We start from the raw sequence: 15,705 nt of genomic DNA on the forward strand, positions 1-15,705 counted from the left end.
CCTACCGGCGGAGCCTCGTTTAGGGCGCATGGGGGCTTGCAACCAGCGCCCCGGCCATGCCAGAATGCCCTGCCAAAGCGGATCGGGTGGAGGCTGTGCGTGTGGTCGAGGCCCTTATTGGCCGCCGCTCATAGCGAGAAGCAGGGCTTCCGCGGTGGCAGGATTGGTGGCGATGGGGACGTTGTGAACATTGCAGACCCGAAGCAGTGCCCGCACGTCCGGCTCGTGGGGCTGGGCGGTCAGGGGGTCTTGAAAGAAGAAGACCGCCTGGACCCTGCCTTCCGCCACCCGGGCGCCGATCTGTTGGTCGCCGCCCAAGGGGCCTGAGAGAAGGGCCTCCACCTCGAGGCCCGTCCGTTCTCTCAAAAGCCTCCCCGTGGTCCCCGTGGCCAAAAGGGGGTACCGGGCGAGGACCTCCTTGTGCCTGAGGGCAAACGCCACCATCTCCTCCTTCTTCTGATCGTGAGCAATGAGGGCCAGGGCTTTCATGGGGCCAATATACTCAAGGCATGACCTACGAGCCCGACCTCGATTTTCTGGAAAAACTGCTTCTGGCTACAGGCCCCACCGGGTTTGAGGAGGAGGCGGTGGAGGTCTTCCTCGAGCGGGCGAAAGCCTTCGCCGAGGTGGAGGTGGACCAGAAGGGCAACGCCTATGCCCACCTCAACCCCGGTGGAAGCCCGAGGATCCTCCTCCTGGGCCATATTGACGAGATCGGGGTCATCGTGAGCCACATCGACGAACAGGGGTTTCTTTTCCTGAAACCCTTGGGGGGGTGGGATCCACAGGTCCTGGTGGGGCAGCGGCTAAGGGTTTTGGGCAAGCGGGGCCCGGTTTTGGGGGTGGTGGGGCGGAAGGCCATCCACGTCCTCAAGCCCGAGGAGCGGGAAAAGGCGGTCAAACTGGAGAATCTTTTCGTGGACATCGGGGCCCAGAGCAAGGAGGAGGCCTTGGCCCACCTCGAGGTGGGGGCGGTGGGGGTCTTGGACCAGCCCCCCCTCTGGCTTCTCGGCGAGCGGCTCGTCTCCAAGGCAGTGGACAACCGCATCGGGGCCTTTGTGGTCCTCGAGGCCTTAAGGCTCCTTAAGGACCTGGGTACCCAGGCCCATGTAGTGGCGGGGGCCAGCGTGCAGGAGGAGATCGGGGCCTACGGGGCCAGGACGGCCGCCCACCGGCTTAACCCCGACTATGCCTTGGTGGTGGATGTGACCCACGACGCCTCCACCCCTGGGATGGAGAAAAAGGAGGTGGGGGAGGTCGCCCTGGGCCAGGGGGTAGCTTTGGGCGTCGGGCCTTTTGTGGACAAGCAGGTCCTCCGCACCCTGCGGGCTTTGGCGGAGCAAGAGGGGATTCCTTATACTCTGCACGCCCACGGCCGCTTCTCGGGCACGGACGCGGACGAGGTGGCCTGGGTGCGGGAGGGGGTTCGGACGGGCCTCGTCTCCATCCCCAACCGGTACATGCACTCGCCTTCGGAGATGGTGGACATGCGGGATGTGAGGGCGGCGGTTTGGCTCCTGGCCCGGTTTGCACAGGAGGCCAGATGACCTTCAAGGAGGCGCAGGCAAGGGTGGAGGCCTGGATTGGGCGGTTCCAGGAGGGGTACTTCCCCCCCCTTTTGATGCTGGCCCGGCTCGCGGAGGAGCTTGGGGAGGTGGCCCGGGTTTTGGCCCACCGGGAGGGCAAGAAACCCAAGCCGGGGGAGGAGGAGGGGGATCTGGCGATGGAGCTTGCCGACCTCCTCTTCGTCCTGATCTCCCTGGCCAACCGGGAGGGGATCGACCTGGAGGAGGCCTTTTTAAAGGCCATGGACAAGTACGAGAAAAGGGACCAGACGAGGTGGACCCCCCTCTGAGGCCAGAGGGCGGGGTTAAACCTCCCCTTCCAAAAAGGCCCGCGCCCGGGGGTCCTTGGGCCCCGAAAGCACCTGGGGCAGGGGCCCTTCCTCTACGACCTCTCCTTGGAATAAAAAGAGGGCTTTTTCCGCCAAACGCCTGGCCTGGGCGGGGTTGTGGGTGACCAAAACCAGGGCTGCTCCCTGGACCTTGGCCTGCAGAAGAAGCGCCTCTACCATCCGGGTGTTGGCCGGGTCCAGGTTGGCGGTGGGCTCGTCCAGGAGAAGGACCTCCGGCCCCACCGCCAGGGCCCGGGCCAGGGCCAGCCGCACCTTCTCCCCCCCTGAGAGCCGATGGGCCCCCAGGTGGGCCTTGGCGAGAAGGCCCACCTCCCTCAGGGCCTCCAGGCCGCGCCGCAGGGCCTCCTTTCTGGCCACCCTCCTGAGCCTGAGGCCAAAAGCGGCGTTCTCTAGCACGCTTCCCCTTAGAAGAAGGGGGGTTTGGGGCAGGTAGATCCGGAACCCCCCCTCCACAAAGCCCTCCTCCGGGGCCTCGAGCCCCGCCAGGATCTTTAAAAGGGTGGTCTTTCCCGACCCGGAGGGTCCGAGGACGGCCAGGGCTTCCCCGGGGGCCACGAAGAGCCGGTCCAGGCGGAGCCGGAAGCCCGGCCAGGCCTTCTGGATTCCTTCCGCCTTAAGCATCTTCTTCCAGAATGAGGAGCAAAGCCACCACGAGGAGCGAAACCCCGAGGAGAACCCCGCCCAGGGCCAAGGCGGCCTCGAGCTCGCCCTTGCGGGTCTCTAAGACGATGGCCGTGGTCAGGACCCGGGTCTGGTGCCGGATATCCCCCCCCACCAAGGTGGCCGCCCCCACCTCGCTGATGGCCGCCCCGAATCCCGAGGCCAGACCCGCAGCCAGGGCGCGGCGGCTCTCCCAAAGAAGGGTGGGGGGAACCTGGGCCTCCCTTCCCCCCAGGCTTTTCACCAGGGTTCGCACCTCCTCCGCCCGGGCCCGGGCGCCCGCGTAGAGGAAGGAGGCCACCAGGGGCAAGGCCAAGACCGCCTGGGCGAGGACCATAGCCCAGGGCGTGTAGAGGAGGCCCAGGCTTCCCAAAGGGCCCTGGCGGGAGAGGAGGAGGTAGAGGAAGAGCCCCACCACCACGGAAGGTAGGCCCATGCCCGTGTAGAGGAGGATCCTGGGAAGACGCCCGGGGGCTTTCAGGGCGAGGAAAAGGCCCAATGGCACGCCCAACGCCCCCGCCAAAAGCGTGGCCAGCCCGGCCACGAGGAGGCTTCTCAGCGTGATTTCCCAGAGTTCCCCTGGCTCCACCTTTTCACTTCACCGGGATGAGGCAGCGGCCCCCGAGCGGTTTGAAAATCCCTCCCCTGTAGGCCCCGATGCGCTTTTGGCCCTCTTCAGAGAGGAGGAAGTCCATGAGCTTCCGCGCTTCTTCCTCCTTTACCCCCTTGACGATCAGGAAGCTGTACTGGTTGAGAAGCTCGGGGTCCTCCTTGGTGTAAAGGGCCTCGAGGCCCAGCTTCTTCCCCACGGTGAGGTAGGTGGCGGTGTCCGAAAGGGTGTAGGCCTCCTTCTCCCAGGCCAGCCGCAGGGTCTGGCCCATCCCCGCGCCGGACTCCAGATACCACCTTCCGCTGGGGCTCAGGCCCGCCTTTTGCCAGAGCTCGAGCTCTTTGAGGTGGGTTCCCGACCGGTCCCCCCGGGAGACGAAGGGGCTTTGGTTGGCGGCGATGCGCCGCATGGCCTCGAGGACGTTCCCGGCCTCCCGGATGCGGGCGGGGTCCTTGGGCGGCCCCACGAGGATAAAGGCGTTGTAGGCCAGGCAGGTGTGGGCCAGAATCCAGCCTTCCCTGATGGCCTGGGCCTCCAGGGCAGGGGCGTGGACCAAGGCGGCGTCCGCATCCCCCCGTTTGGCGATGGCCAAGGCCTGGCCGGTGCCCACCGCCAGAACCTCCGCCTGGATGCCCGTCTCCTTTTGAAAGGCGGAAAGAAGCTCGTCCAAAAGACCCGAGTCGTAGACGCTCGTGGTGGTGGCCAGTCGCAAGGCCAAGGCTGGAAAGGCGAAAAGGGCAAGGAGGACTGGACCAAACCTCCGGATGAGCATCATAGGTATAGCTTAAGGCATGGACTGGTCCGAGGCCCTGGCCCTTTGGCGGAAGGGGCGGTACTTCGAGGTCCACGAGGTTTTGGAAACGGCTTGGCTTAGGGCAAAGGGGGAGGAAAAGCGGCTTTTAAAGGGGATCATCCTTCTGGCTGCCGCGCTTCACCAAAGGGCTTTGGGCAAAAGCGGAATGCGCAACTTTCAAAAAGCCCTCCGACACCTCGAGGGCTTGGAAAACCCCTTTTTGGGAGTGGACTGGGTCTCCCTTCTGGAGGAGGCGAGGCGTAAACTTGGGGCGTGAAGGCGTACGTCCTTTCCTATCGTGGGGAGGAGTTGGAAAACCGACACCGGGTCTCCTTGGCCGTGTGGGGCCGGGAGGGGTTTTTGGGGTATGCGGGCGAGCCGGCTTTTTGCACCTTTTTGCGCTCTTCCGCCAAGCCCTTCCAGGCCCTGGCCCTTTTCCTGACGGGAGCGGTGGAGCGGTTTGGCCTAAGCAGCGAAGAGGTTGCCCTGGCCACCGCCAGCCACGACGGCACGCCCGCCCACGTGGAGGTGGCGGCAGGGTTTTTGGCCAAGCTCGGCCTGGGGCCTGAGCGCCTGGCCTGCGGGGTCCACCCCCCCTTTTCTAAGGAGGCCCGACGGGCTTTGGAGGAAAGGGGACTTTCCCCCACGCCTTTGCACCACAACTGTTCGGGGAAGCATGCGGGGATGCTGGCCGCCGCCTTGGCCCTCGGGGTTTCCCCAGAAGGGTATGAAAAGCCGGACCACCCCGTCCAAAGGCTGAACCACAGGACCCTTATGGAGCTTTCCGGGATGGAACCCAAAATCGCCACGGACGGGTGCAGCGTGCCCACCTTCGCCCTCCCCCTTTCCCGGGCCGCCCGGGCCTTTTACTTTTTGGCCCAGCCCGAGGAAGCCCCCGAAGCGTACCAGGAGCCCTTAAGGCGGGTGGGGGAGGCCATGCGAAAACACCCCGAGCTGGTGGCGGGGCCGGGGAGCATAGACACCCTTCTTATGGAAAGGCGGCCGCTTATAGCCAAGCGAGGGGCGGATGGGTACTACGGGATGGCCCTTTTGGAAGGCCCAAGGGGTCCCCTAGGCGTGGCCTTGAAGGTGGAGGACGGAAGCGCCCAGGCCCGGGAGGTGGCGGTGGTGGCCCTGCTGCGCCTTCTGGGCCTGGACCCCGGCCCCACCCCCTGGGACCGTCCCGTGCTCAAAAACCACCGCGGCCTCGAGGTGGGGCACCTCGAAGCCCAGCTCGAGCTCGTTTGGGTCTAGCTCTTCTTGCGCATCTCCTCCACCATCAGGCTGGTGTTCTCCGCCACCCGGACGAGGGCCACCACCCCCTCCAGGAGAATCCGGAGGCCAATGGCGTAAAGGAGGAAGGCCAGGGGGGCGAGGAGGAAGAGCTGGACCAGCCCTTGCAAAAAGCCTTCCCTAAACCCTCCGAGCCCCCAGGCGAGAAGGATAACCGCCATCACGGCCAGCGCGAGGGCGTAGAGCACCCCGGTGAGCCGGATGGTGATAAAGCGCCGGAAAGCCAGATCAAACAGGGCCTGGAAGAACTCCCGCGGATTCATATTCCCCCCAAGGTGCGCTTTCGCGCGATCCAGTTTTAGTTTACTCCATCAGTTGTAGTCGGTCAAGACATTTGTAGTCGGTCAAGACATTTGAGACTCCCTGGGGACCACCTCCCTTCAGTCTATCGAGGTATTCCAATGTGCTTTCGCGTAAGCGAAACACCCCCAGGCGCAAGCCCACCCAGGGCCATGTGGGGCCTTTCGGTGTTCGCTGGGTCACGGGCGTTGTGCTTTCGCGTAGCGAAACACCATTCCTTGCCCGTACCTTGACCATAGCCCCCGAACATAGCCCCTTCGGGGCTGACCCGGGGCTGACCGCGAAGCAACCGGCCGTTGTAGTGATCGAGGTAGGTGTCCAGCTCTGCCTGCAGCTCAGGAATCCGTGTGGGTAAGGGCTGGGTGTAAAACTCATCCCGGAAGGTCCGCTGCATCCGCTCTACATGCCCGTTCAGCTTGGGACTCCGAGGTTGCTTCCCCGGCAGGGGAACACCGAGCTGCTTCCCCGGCAGGGGAACACCGAGAGGAAGCACAAACAACTGGATGCCCAGCCCCTGACAGGCCGCTTCAAACTCCGCCATAAACTCGCTCCCCCCATCCACCTGAACCGCACGCACCGGAAAGGGCGCCCGCGTGCTTCCCGAAGGGAACACCCTTAAGACCAGCTCCCTCAAAAACCCCGCCGCCAAACTCGCCTTGGCCCGGCGGTGCACCTGGGCCAGAGAAAAGCGGGAGAAAAGGTCTACTGCTGAAAAGTGCTTGACCACCCCTCGGTGTTTCGCTTCGCGAAAGCAACCCCGGGCTCCAGGGTCACGGTGAGCGTATCCACCTGCACCAGGTCCCCGGGCCTTTGCACCCCGTAGGTCTTGGGCTTGCGCTTGGCAAGTGCTTCCCGAAGGGAACACCATCATTAGGGCCGCTTTACCCTGCGCTTTGCGCTATCCCTTCGGGTTCGGGCCAGAAAAGCTGCTTCGCGGAGCGAACACCGAGAGGCTACGCCCTCTACCCTCCGTGCCTTTCCAGATAGACCAGCAGCTCGATGTTCGCTCCGCGAAGCAACCGTCCCACCGTGCGCCCGCTGGTCACGGGCGAAGCCCGTACCTTGATCTTGAACCCCTCCTTGCACAGCGTGAGCCAGATGGGCCAGCGGCCCCAGGTGGGGTTTTCCTCCCGGTGTTCCCCTGACGGGGAAGCGACCCGCAGGGTTTCGACACGGATCAGGAGCTCAGGGGACCAAAAGGCCTTCTTCCTGAAGCGCTTGGGCCAATACCTGTTCGCTTCGCGAAGCACTTTGCTTTTAGGTTTAAGCCCCTTGAGCCCTTTTTGCCTCCCGGTGTTCCCTTCGGGAAGCAGCAGCTCCTTCGTCCAGCGGTGGTAGGTGGCCCGGCTGATGCCGACCCGTTGCCTAATCTCGGCCCAGTCTGCCTTGCGCTTGCGCAAGGACTGGGCCAGCTTGAGCTTCCGCAGACGTTCTTGAACGGTAGGATCACCAGCCCCAGCCTCTTCTAGCCTCTGGGCCTGCCGAGCCCCTCTCCACACCTCTTTGCCGACTGTTGTAAGCTGCATCTGTGGGGACCTCCTCTTCCTGGAGTGGTCCCCACATTTTAGCTAAGGCAGTCTCACATGTGTCTGTCCGGGTTCAGGGTCAAACGTCCATGCTACAGAAACGGGAGGTCTGGGGGGCTGTGGTGCTCCGCATCTCAACGCGGGGATACATGGACCCCAGGTCACGCGCCAGCATACTTTGGTTCTGTTCGGTGTACGTATCGTGAGTCCAGAAATGACCAAGGCCCATCGGTCGTTTTGGCCCGAAGGGCCAAACCCCAAGAGGGGGCATGGGAGCGGGTGGGGGTAAGGTTAGGTCCACATCCTGGTGGTGGGCCCTAGTGCACTAATGTGAGATCTTACCCTGTCGCTAAGATGTTCAGCTGTTGGAAACCCCTTGGCTGAGGATGGGCAGAAGCTCAGGACGGACGAGCTCGGGAGGTGGGGCCTTCCCCTCGCGCAAAAGGGCCCGGACCTTGGTCATGCTGATGGAACGGCGGGCCCCCCGGTGGCCCTCGGGGCAGGTCCTTTCAGAGGCGATGCCGCCGCAAAGGGCGCAGTGGAAGACGGCCCCCACCCTTATGATCTCGATCCCCAAAGGCGGGAGGGTGTCAAAGATGCGGTGGGCAGCGTATGGATCGTAGAACTCTCCCACGCCGGCGTGGTCCCGGCCCACCAGGAAATGGGTGGCCCCGAAGTTCTTGCGGACCAGGGCATGGAAGACCGCTTCCCGGGGCCCCGCGTAGCGCATGGGCGTGGCCAGACCAAAGAAGGCCACCCGCTCCTTGGGCAAGAACCCCTCCAGGAGAGCCTGGTAGGCCTCGACGATCACCTCGGTGGGGAAGTCGTCCGCCTTCTTGGCCCCCAGGATGGGGTGGACGAGGACTCCGTCGGCAAGCTCCAGGCCCAGCCGGATCAGGTACTCGTGGGCCCGGTGGGGGGCGTTCCTCGTCTGGAAGGCCACGACCTTTTGCCACCCGCGCCCTCGGAAAAAGGCCCTTACCTCCTCTGGGGTCTTCTCCAGGGGGCCCCTGGCCCTGGGCTTCAGCACCTTCACCTGGCCCCCTAGGGCGTAGGGTCCCTTGGCGTAGAGCCTAGCCACCCCTGGGTGGGCCTCGCTGTCCGTACCGAAGACCTTTTGGGCCAACGCCCTCAGGTCCAGCTCGTAGGCCGCCTCCACGTGGAGAAGGGCCACCCGCTCCCCCCCATGGGCCAAGGCCACGGTATCCCCCCGGCCCACCCGGGGCTTCCTTTGCAGCTGAAGGAGGATGGGAAGGGTCCAGACCTCCCCCGTGGGAAGGCGCATCTCGTGGGCCACAGAAAGGACCTCCTCCCGGGTCATGAAGCCCTTAAGGGGGTGGAAGGCCCCCGTGGCCAGGTTCTCCAGATCCAGCCTCTCGTCCTCCCCGATCTCAACCGCGTCAAGGGTCTCCACCAAGGCCTACCTCCTTAGACCAGGGCCACCGAACCGGGGACCCCTTGGGGGCGTTCGCTTCGCGAAGCGGCTTGGGCCCCTTCCGGCTCTGGGCTAGAACCGAGGACCCGCACCACCTCCCCTAGAACCCAAAGGGCGGGAGGAGCCACCTCCACCCGGCCCTCGGCCACCTCCCCAAGCGGGGCGTAGCAGCGGCGCTCCCTGGGGGTGGAGGCGTTTTCCACAAAGAGGGTGGGCTCCTCGGGGCTTCGGCCCAGGCGGAGGAGCTCCTGGGCTATCCAGACCCGGCGCTTCACCCCCATGAGGACCACCAGGGTGGGGGCCTGGGCGAAGGGCCTGAGGTCCGGGTAGCCGCCCCCCTCCAAGACCCCCGAGACCGCGGCAAAGCCGTGGGCGAGCCCCCGGTGGGTAAGCGGAAGGCCTGCGGCGAGGAGGCTGGTCACCCCGGGGACCACCTCCACGGGGATCCCGTGCCTGAGGAGGAAGAGGGCCTCCTCCCCACCCCGGCCGAAGACAAAGGGGTCACCGCCCTTGAGGCGGACCACCATGGGGTAGGCGCGGGCGTGCTCCAGAAGAAGGCGGTGGATCTCCTCCTGCTTCAGACCCTCCCCCTCCTCCTTGCCCACGTAGACCCTTCTTCCGGGGATAAGGTCCAAGATGCGCTCGTCCACCAGCCGGTCGTAAAGGACCACGGGGGCCTGCTTCAAAAGCCGGTAGGCCTTGAGGGTGAGGAGCTCGGGATCCCCGGGCCCCGCTCCCACCAGGTAGACCCTACCCATGGACCACCCCCCGGTAGGCGAGCTGGGCCCCGATGAACAAAAGCCAGAGGAGGAGGGCGACCCGGAAAGGCTCCTTGGGAAGCCGGGTGGCGGTAAGGGCGCCGAAGGCCCCGCCCAGGACCCCCCCCGTGGCCAAAGCCAAAAGCAGGCCAGGGTCCACCTGGCCGAAGAGGAGGTGCACCCCACCCCCCAGGAGGGAGAGGACGAGGCCGAAGAGGAGGTCCGTCCCCACCACCTTCTGGGGGGAAAGCCGGGTGGCGTAAAGGAGAAGAAGCGTCCCCAAGGCCCCGGCCCCCGCGGAGGAGAACCCCACCTCGAGGCCGATCCCGAAGGCGGCGGGCGGAATCAGCCAAGGCCTCTCCCTGCCCTCCGAGACCCGCCTCAGGCTCCGCCAAAGCCCCAGCCCCGCGGAGAGGATCACGGTGAGGCCCACCAGAAGAAGGACCAGCTCCTTGGCCCCCTTGAGCCCGGTGAGGAGAAGGCTGCCCAGAAGCACCCCCGGCACCCCCCCGAGAAGGAGGCGGCGGAGGGCCCCAGAATCCACCTGGCCCCTTAGGAGGTAGACCCCGCCCGCGGGCACCTTGACCAAAAAGCCGAAGAGGAGGGCGGTGCCCACCGCCACCTCCGGGGGAAGGCCCAGGAAGAGGATGAGAAGGGGTGCGGTAACCGTCCCCGCCCCCACGCCCGTAACCCCGATGGCAAACGCGATCAGAAACCCCAGGAGCAAGGCCATCTACTCCTCCTTTCCGTGCAGGTGGATGCCGCACTCCAGCTTACCCTTTCCCGCCCAGCGGCCGGAGCGGGGGTCCGAGGGGTCCAAGGGTTTCGCCGTGCACGGGGCGCAGCCGATGGAGAGGTAGCCCTCCTCGTACAGGGGGAGGTAGGGAAGGTCCTGGACGGCCAGGTAGGCGAAGACCTCCTTCAGGGTCCAGTCGTAGAGGGGGCTCACCTTCTTGAGGCGGTGGCCCGAGGGGAGGACGGCCTCCTCCACGGCCTCGAGGGCCGCCCGGGTGGGGGACTGCTCGCGCCGAAGCCCCGTGAACCAGGTGTCGTAGGCGGTGAGGGCCCGGAAGAGGGGATCCACCTTGCGGATCGCGCAGCAGCGGCCGGGATCGGTCTCGTAGAGCCTTCCGTAAAGCCTTTCCTGTTCCTCCCGGGAGAGGTCGGGAAGAAGGTTCACCAGGCGGAAGCCGAGCCTTTTTTGCAGCGCATCCCGGTAGGCGTAGACCTCCGGGAAGTGGTAGCCCGTGTCCAGAAAGAGGACGGGAAGGTCGGGTCTTTCCTGAAGGAGGAGGTGGAGCACCACCACGTCCTCCGCCTGGAAGCTGCAGGTAAGGCAGGGGCTTCGGCCTTGGGCAAGGGCCTCCCGGACCAGGTCCTGGGCCTTTTTCACCTTGTCCATTCCACCACCTCCTGCAAGGCCTCCTCGGCCTTGGCCATGGCCCTGGGCAGGCCCCCATGGGGGTCCAGGTCCAGCGCCTCCAGGGCCTCGTCCACGATCCGATACCAGAGACGCTTCCTCTCCTCAAACCGGGGGATCCGGGCCATCCTGGGGCGGAGGGTCCTCAGGTAGGCCACGAGGGCGCCGTAGGACTCGGGGAAAAGCTGCGCGAGCCGCTCCTTAAGGCGCACGGCCAAGGCGGGGGCGGCGCCCGAGGTGGAGAGGGCGACGACGAGCCCGCCCCGCCTTAGCACCGCGGGGAAAATGGCGCTCGCATGCTCTGGGTCGTCCACCGTCACCAGGAAGACCCTCTCCCGCTCGGCTTCCTCCCTGAGGAGGGGGTGGATGGCCTTGTCCTTGGGGTGGCTCACCACCAGGAAGAAGCCCCGGAGGTCCCCCTCCCGGTAGCCCCGCCGGATCCAGCGGATCCTCCCCTCCCGCTCCAGGCTTTCCAGCCCGAAGCCGTCCTCCTCCGCGAGGACCGTCAGGCGGGCCTCCGCCTCTAAAAGGGCCTGGAGCTTGGCCTTTGTCTCGGGCCCCCCAGCGAGGAGGAGGACAGGGCGGTCCTTGAGGTCCAGCATCAGGGGAAAGTAGGTCATACCGCCTCCCGGTGTTGGGAAGCAACCCCGTGTTGGCCGGGCGAAGCAACCAGGGCCCGCTTAAACCCCTGGAGGAGGCTGCCCAAACGCTCCGTCTCGTCCACGTAGAAGGGCTTTACGCCCCACTCCCTCAAGGTGTCGGCGGTGACGCGGCCCACGGCGAGGGGTCTGACCCGGGTGTTCAGGGCCTCACGAAGGGCCCCGGGGTCAACTGCCCCCTCGAAGAGGAAGTCCACCTGGATGGCGGCCACGAAGGCAACGGCCTCCACCTCCCCTCGGAGGACGGCCTCTTCCAGGCGCCGGATGCCCTCGAGCTCCGGGAGGTGGCGGTAGGGCATGAGGGGGATGACCTGGTAGCCCCTTTCCTCCAGGGCCCTTTCCAGAAGGGGCAGGGGCTTGCCGTAAAGCTGGAGGGCGGCCCGGCCCGGGCCCAAGGGCAGGAGGCTCAGGAGGCTTCTGGAGGTCCCATCCCCTATGGCGTGGGGCGGGAGGCCCGCCTCCTTGAGGGCCCGGGCCGCCTTGGCGCCCCGGGCAAGCCGGTAGGCCCTTTGCAGAGGGGTCTTGAGGTCCAGGCCCAGGGCCTCGCCCGCCTGGAGGAGGTCCCTCACCCCCACGCCGGTGGTGGCCACAAACAGGTCCACGCCCCGGCCAACCTCCTGGAGCCGGTCCTGGTACTCGGGGACGGGGAGCTTTTCCGTGGCCTGAGTGGGGAAAAGAAGGGGGACGAAGCCCAGCTTCTCGGCCAGGATTCGGAACTCCTCCTTCCGTCTAAGACCCGCGTAGGCGATGCGCATGCCCACCCCCTTAGACGGCGCACTCCCCGCGCCCCAGCTGGACGCTGAAGACCTCCCCCTCCCCCCCCAGGTCCTCGTACAGCTCGGGGGCTTCGGCGTAGGGGGGGACCTCCTGGAGGTCCTGAAGGAAGGGTTTGAAGGAGGCGGCCCCTACCCGGTCCAGATAGGCCTGGAAGCTCTCCCCTTTCTGCCGTTCCTCCTGGTACCGCCTGAGGATCCGTTCCACCGCCTCGGGGACCCGGCGGGCGGGGATGCGGCCCACCACCTGGCCGAAGCGGGCCTCCCCCTCCCGGGTCCTCCCCCCGAGGAGGAGGGTGTAGTGGGGGACCTCCCTCTCCTCCACCTTGCGGCTTGAACCGTAGAAGCCGATGTCGGCGATGTGGTGCTGGCCGCAGGAGTTGGGGCAGCCGGAGATCTTTACGCTGATGGCCTTGACCTGGGGGTCTTGAGCCAAGGGGAGGTGGACGAGATGCTCCTCTAGGGCCTGGGCCAGGCCGCGGGAACGGGTGATGGCCAGGTTGCAGGTGTCCGCCCCGGGGCAGCGGGTGATGTCCAGAAGGGTCTGGGCCTCCGCGTGGGCCAGGCCCGCCTCCAGAAGGGCCTCGTAAAGCCCCCCCAGGGCCTCCTCGGGCACGAAGCGGAGGAGGAGGTTCTGGCTGATGGCGCTCCTCACCTCGCCCGCATAGGCCTCGGCGATCCCCGCCAGGGCCCTAAGGCCCTCCGGGGTGATGTCTCCCAAGGGGAGGCGGACGAAAACGGTGTAGAAGCCCTCCTGCTTCTGCCTGAAGAGGTTGGTGCGCCGCCAGGCGTCGTAGCCCGGGGCGAGGGAGTAGGGCCTTCTGGGGGGAGTGGGGAGGCGGGGTGGAGGAGGGTCCGCGGGCGGGGCCCAGGCCTCGAGGTCCGCCCCGCTGGCCGTGAGCTTCACCACCCGCCTCTCCTCCCGCACCGCCTCACGGAAGGCGGCGATTCCCCACTTCTTCACCAGGAACTTGAGCCGGGCCTGGGTCAGGACCTTCCGGTTGCCGTGGCGGTCGAAGAGGCGGATGATGGCGAGCATGGTGGGCAGGAGGTCCTCCTCCGGGGTAAAGGGCTCGAGGAGCTCCGCGGCCATGGGGGCTGCCCCCAGGCCGCCCCCCACATAGATGCGGAAGCCCCGCCTTCCCCCCTCCAGTGCGGCCACCACTCCGATGTCGTGGATGGGGGTGCGGGCGTGATCCTCCCGGCACCCCTCGAAGGCGATCTTGAACTTGCGGGGGAGGTTCTGCCCCACGGGGTGGCGGAGGAAGTAGCGGTAGGCCCGCTCCGCATAGGGGGTCACGTCAAAGGGCTCCTCAGGGGAGACGCCGGCAAAGGGGCAGCAGGTGATGGCCCGTATGGAGTGGCCGCAGGCCTCCCGGGTGGTGAGGCCTACAGCGTTCACCGCCCTTAGAACCTGGGGCACGTCCCGGCGGTGGACGTGGTGGAGCTGGACCGCCTGGCGGGTGGTCACGTGGGCCAGGCGGTTTTCTGTGTATTTCTCCGCCACCTCCGCCAGCACCCTGAGCCCCTCCGGGGCGATCCGTCCGATGGGGAGCTTGATGCGGACCATGTGGTGCTCCGGCCGCCCCCGGATCCCGTAGATGCCGTTTTTGAGCCGGTAAACCCGGAAGTCCTCGGGGTCCTCCTCCCCCGCCTCGAGGCGGGCGATCATCCGCTCCAGGTGCCGGATCTCCGCTTCCACCACCTCGGAAAGACCAGCCATCTTCCCCTCCTTCCTTCCCCACCCCGGGGGAAGGTTGCCGGGTATGATATACCATTGAGTCTATAAAAGTCAAGGGTATTTGGCCGGCCCCGGTGGGCAGCCCCCCAGGTCCCCGGCCTGTGGTATAATGTCCGAGGCAGGCTAGGGGTGCCCTAAAGGAGGGGCTGAGAGCTGGGTTTCTCCCAGCAACCCTTAGAACCTGATCCGGGTAATGCCGGCGGAGGGAAGCCTATGCGCAGCGAATCCCCACAAAACCAAGCGCCCTCGGGCCGCATGGACCTTTTCGCCGGCCTGGAGGTGAGGGCGTGCTGGGAAGGCTGTACCTGGTGGTGACCCCAAGGCCCGGCTGGACCTTCCAGGAGGTCCTTGACCGCACCGAACGGGCCCTGGAAGGCGGGGTGGAGGTCCTGCAGCTAAGGGCCAAGGACTGGGAGGCCCGGCCCATCCTGGAACTGGGCGAGCGGATGCTGGCCCTGGCTCGGCGCTACGGCGTCCCCTTCTTCCTCAACGACCGGCCCGACCTCGCGGCCCTTCTTTCGGCGGACGGGGTCCACCTGGGCCAGGGCGACCTCACCCCTTCCGAGGCCAGGCGGTTTTTCCCGGGGATGATCGGCCGCTCCACCCACGCCCCCGAGCAGGCCCTGAGGGCCCTTGAGGAAGGAGCGGACTACCTCTCCGTGGGCCCGGTCTGGGAGACCCCCACCAAGCCCGGAAGAAGGGCGGCGGGCCTGGAGTACGTGGTCTGGGCGGCGAAGCACCTGGGGGAAAAGCCCTGGTTTGCCATCGGGGGGATTGACCTCGCCAACCTGGACCGGGTGTTGGAGGCCGGGGCCAGGCGGGTGGTGGTGGTGCGGGCCATTTTGGATGCCCCCGATCCCGAGCGGGCGGCCCGGGCCTTCCGAAGGAGGCTTTATGGTCTGGCTTAACGGCGAGCCCAAGCCCCTGGAGGGGCGGACGCTTAGGGAGGTGGTGGAGGCCTTGGGGGTGGAGCTTGGCCGGGTGGCCGTCCTTTTAAACGAGGAGGCCTTTCCCGGACAGGAGGTTCCCGATCGCGTCTTGAAGGAGGGGGACGTGGTGGAAGTGGTTACCCTGATGCAAGGAGGCTAGCATGGACACCTGGAAGGTCGGCAATCTAGAGCTCAGAAGCCGCCTCATCCTGGGCTCCGGCAAGTTCAAGGACTTCGCCGTGATGCGGGAGGCCCTCCAGGCCGCCCGGGCGGAGGTGGTGACGGTCTCCATCCGGCGGGTGGAGGTGGGGGCCCCGGGGCACGTGGGGCTTTTAGAGGCCCTGGAGGGCGTGCGGCTTCTGCCCAACACCGCCGGGGCCAAAACGGCCGAGGAGGCGGTGCGCCTGGCCCGGCTGGGCCGCCTGCTGACGGGGGAGGCCTGGGTGAAGCTCGAGGTCATCCCCGACCCCACCTACCTCCTCCCGGACCCCGTGGAGACGCTCAAAGCGGCGGAGATCCTCCTCGAGGAGGGCTTCACCGTTTTGCCCTACATGGGGCCGGACCTGGTCCTGGCCAGGCGGCTGGCCGCCCTGGGCACGGCCACGGTGATGCCCCTCGCCGCCCCCATCGGCTCGGGCTGGGGGGTTAAGACCCGGGCCCTTCTGGAGCTCTTCGCCCGGGAGCGGAAAAGCCTCCCCCCGGTGGTGGTGGACGCGGGGCTCGGCCTGCCCTCCCACGCCGCGGAGGTGATGGAGCTAGGCCTGGACGCGGTTCTGGTCAACACCGCCATCGCCGAGGCCCAAGACCCCGTGGCCATGGCCGAGGCCTTCCGCCTGGGGGTGGAGGCGGGGAGGAGGGCCTTTCTGGCGGGGCCCATGCCGCCGAAGGAGGCG

19 protein-coding genes, 1 pseudogene and 1 riboswitch are annotated in these 15,705 nt (G+C 66.6%); of the genes and pseudogenes, 7 read left to right on the forward strand and 13 right to left on the reverse strand.

Annotated elements, in window-relative coordinates; all coding sequences use genetic code 11:
* Positions 1-114 precede the first annotated feature (114 nt).
* Complete coding sequence (mgsA, locus tag C4301_RS06470; RefSeq protein ID WP_352414283.1) at positions 115-489, reverse strand: methylglyoxal synthase; 375 nt, start codon at positions 487-489, stop codon at positions 115-117.
* A gap of 20 nt (positions 490-509) precedes the next feature.
* On the opposite strand from mgsA, the gene C4301_RS06475 reads away from it, so the two are divergent.
* Positions 510-1,547, forward strand: a complete 1,038-nt coding sequence (locus C4301_RS06475; protein WP_352414284.1) for a M42 family metallopeptidase — start codon at positions 510-512, stop codon at positions 1,545-1,547.
* A complete protein-coding gene (locus C4301_RS06480) occupies positions 1,544-1,855 on the forward strand; it encodes a nucleotide pyrophosphohydrolase (protein WP_352414285.1) in 312 nt (103 codons plus the stop codon). Before C4301_RS06475 ends, C4301_RS06480 begins: the two co-directional genes overlap by 4 nt.
* A gap of 15 nt (positions 1,856-1,870) precedes the next feature.
* On the opposite strand, the gene C4301_RS06485 is transcribed toward C4301_RS06480, so the two are convergent.
* Genes C4301_RS06485 through C4301_RS06495 form a run of 3 tightly spaced genes read right to left on the reverse strand, consistent with a single transcriptional unit; the run spans position 1,871 to position 3,960 of the window.
* Positions 1,871-2,536: an ATP-binding cassette domain-containing protein gene (locus C4301_RS06485; RefSeq protein WP_352414286.1), complete on the reverse strand. Its 666-nt coding sequence runs from the start codon at positions 2,534-2,536 to the stop codon at positions 1,871-1,873.
* On the reverse strand, positions 2,529-3,164 hold the full coding sequence (locus C4301_RS06490) for an ABC transporter permease (RefSeq protein ID WP_352414287.1): 636 nt from the start codon (positions 3,162-3,164) through the stop codon (positions 2,529-2,531). Before C4301_RS06490 ends, C4301_RS06485 begins: the two co-directional genes overlap by 8 nt.
* Before the next feature lie 4 nt (positions 3,165-3,168).
* On the reverse strand, positions 3,169-3,960 hold the full coding sequence (locus C4301_RS06495; RefSeq protein ID WP_352414288.1) for an ABC transporter substrate-binding protein: 792 nt from the start codon (positions 3,958-3,960) through the stop codon (positions 3,169-3,171).
* 16 nt (positions 3,961-3,976) lie between these two features.
* Between C4301_RS06495 and C4301_RS06500 the strand changes: the two genes are divergently transcribed.
* On the forward strand, positions 3,977-4,255 hold the full coding sequence (locus C4301_RS06500; RefSeq protein WP_352414289.1) for a DUF309 domain-containing protein: 279 nt from the start codon (positions 3,977-3,979) through the stop codon (positions 4,253-4,255).
* The gene (locus tag C4301_RS06505; RefSeq protein ID WP_352414290.1) at positions 4,252-5,232 is read left to right on the forward strand and encodes an asparaginase; all 981 of its coding nucleotides are present in this window, start codon (positions 4,252-4,254) and stop codon (positions 5,230-5,232) included. The genes C4301_RS06500 and C4301_RS06505 overlap by 4 nt, the downstream gene beginning before the upstream one ends.
* Here the strand turns inward: C4301_RS06505 and C4301_RS06510 are convergent.
* The 9 genes and pseudogenes from C4301_RS06510 to C4301_RS06550 all read right to left on the reverse strand — a co-directional run bounded on the left by C4301_RS06510 (position 5,229) and on the right by C4301_RS06550 (position 13,865).
* Positions 5,229-5,534 carry a DUF4282 domain-containing protein gene (locus C4301_RS06510; protein ID WP_352414291.1) on the reverse strand — a complete coding sequence of 102 codons (306 nt, stop codon included), beginning with the start codon at positions 5,532-5,534 and terminating at the stop codon, positions 5,229-5,231. The genes C4301_RS06505 and C4301_RS06510 overlap by 4 nt on opposite strands.
* Before the next feature lie 326 nt (positions 5,535-5,860).
* Positions 5,861-7,097: pseudogene (locus tag C4301_RS06515) on the reverse strand (integrase core domain-containing protein); the annotation flags it as partial.
* A gap of 358 nt (positions 7,098-7,455) precedes the next feature.
* The gene (sat, locus tag C4301_RS06520) at positions 7,456-8,514 is read right to left on the reverse strand and encodes a sulfate adenylyltransferase (protein WP_352414292.1); all 1,059 of its coding nucleotides are present in this window, start codon (positions 8,512-8,514) and stop codon (positions 7,456-7,458) included.
* A gap of 11 nt (positions 8,515-8,525) precedes the next feature.
* Entirely contained in the window at positions 8,526-9,290 is a 765-nt protein-coding gene (gene cobA, locus C4301_RS06525; RefSeq protein WP_352414293.1) for a uroporphyrinogen-III C-methyltransferase, read from the reverse strand.
* The gene (locus C4301_RS06530; protein ID WP_352414294.1) at positions 9,283-10,023 is read right to left on the reverse strand and encodes a sulfite exporter TauE/SafE family protein; all 741 of its coding nucleotides are present in this window, start codon (positions 10,021-10,023) and stop codon (positions 9,283-9,285) included. The genes cobA and C4301_RS06530 overlap by 8 nt, the downstream gene beginning before the upstream one ends.
* Positions 10,024-10,692 (reverse strand): phosphoadenylyl-sulfate reductase, encoded by a 669-nt coding sequence (locus C4301_RS06535; protein WP_352414295.1) that lies wholly within the window; start codon positions 10,690-10,692, stop codon positions 10,024-10,026.
* Positions 10,680-11,330: a precorrin-2 dehydrogenase/sirohydrochlorin ferrochelatase family protein gene (locus tag C4301_RS06540; protein WP_352414296.1), complete on the reverse strand. Its 651-nt coding sequence runs from the start codon at positions 11,328-11,330 to the stop codon at positions 10,680-10,682. Before C4301_RS06540 ends, C4301_RS06535 begins: the two co-directional genes overlap by 13 nt.
* Positions 11,327-12,124 carry a uroporphyrinogen-III synthase gene (locus tag C4301_RS06545; RefSeq protein ID WP_352414297.1) on the reverse strand — a complete coding sequence of 266 codons (798 nt, stop codon included), beginning with the start codon at positions 12,122-12,124 and terminating at the stop codon, positions 11,327-11,329. Before C4301_RS06545 ends, C4301_RS06540 begins: the two co-directional genes overlap by 4 nt.
* Positions 12,125-12,134: 10 nt before the next feature.
* Positions 12,135-13,865: a nitrite/sulfite reductase gene (locus C4301_RS06550; RefSeq protein WP_352414298.1), complete on the reverse strand. Its 1,731-nt coding sequence runs from the start codon at positions 13,863-13,865 to the stop codon at positions 12,135-12,137.
* A 133-nt stretch (positions 13,866-13,998) separates the two neighbouring features.
* A riboswitch (TPP riboswitch) is annotated at positions 13,999-14,108 on the forward strand.
* A gap of 62 nt (positions 14,109-14,170) precedes the next feature.
* Between C4301_RS06550 and thiE the strand changes: the two genes are divergently transcribed.
* From thiE to C4301_RS06565, 3 genes are all read left to right on the forward strand, one after another.
* Positions 14,171-14,791: a thiamine phosphate synthase gene (gene thiE, locus C4301_RS06555; protein WP_352414299.1), complete on the forward strand. Its 621-nt coding sequence runs from the start codon at positions 14,171-14,173 to the stop codon at positions 14,789-14,791.
* Positions 14,778-14,972 carry a sulfur carrier protein ThiS gene (thiS, locus tag C4301_RS06560; RefSeq protein WP_352414300.1) on the forward strand — a complete coding sequence of 65 codons (195 nt, stop codon included), beginning with the start codon at positions 14,778-14,780 and terminating at the stop codon, positions 14,970-14,972. The genes thiE and thiS overlap by 14 nt, the downstream gene beginning before the upstream one ends.
* Before the next feature lies 1 nt (position 14,973).
* Positions 14,974-15,705, forward strand: a 732-nt coding sequence (locus tag C4301_RS06565) for a thiazole synthase (RefSeq protein ID WP_352414301.1), incomplete at its 3' end; no start/stop codon positions are given.

The sequence above is a fragment of the Thermus sp. genome (genome assembly GCF_040290245.1).
Classification (GTDB): Bacteria; Deinococcota; Deinococci; order Deinococcales; family Thermaceae; genus Thermus_A.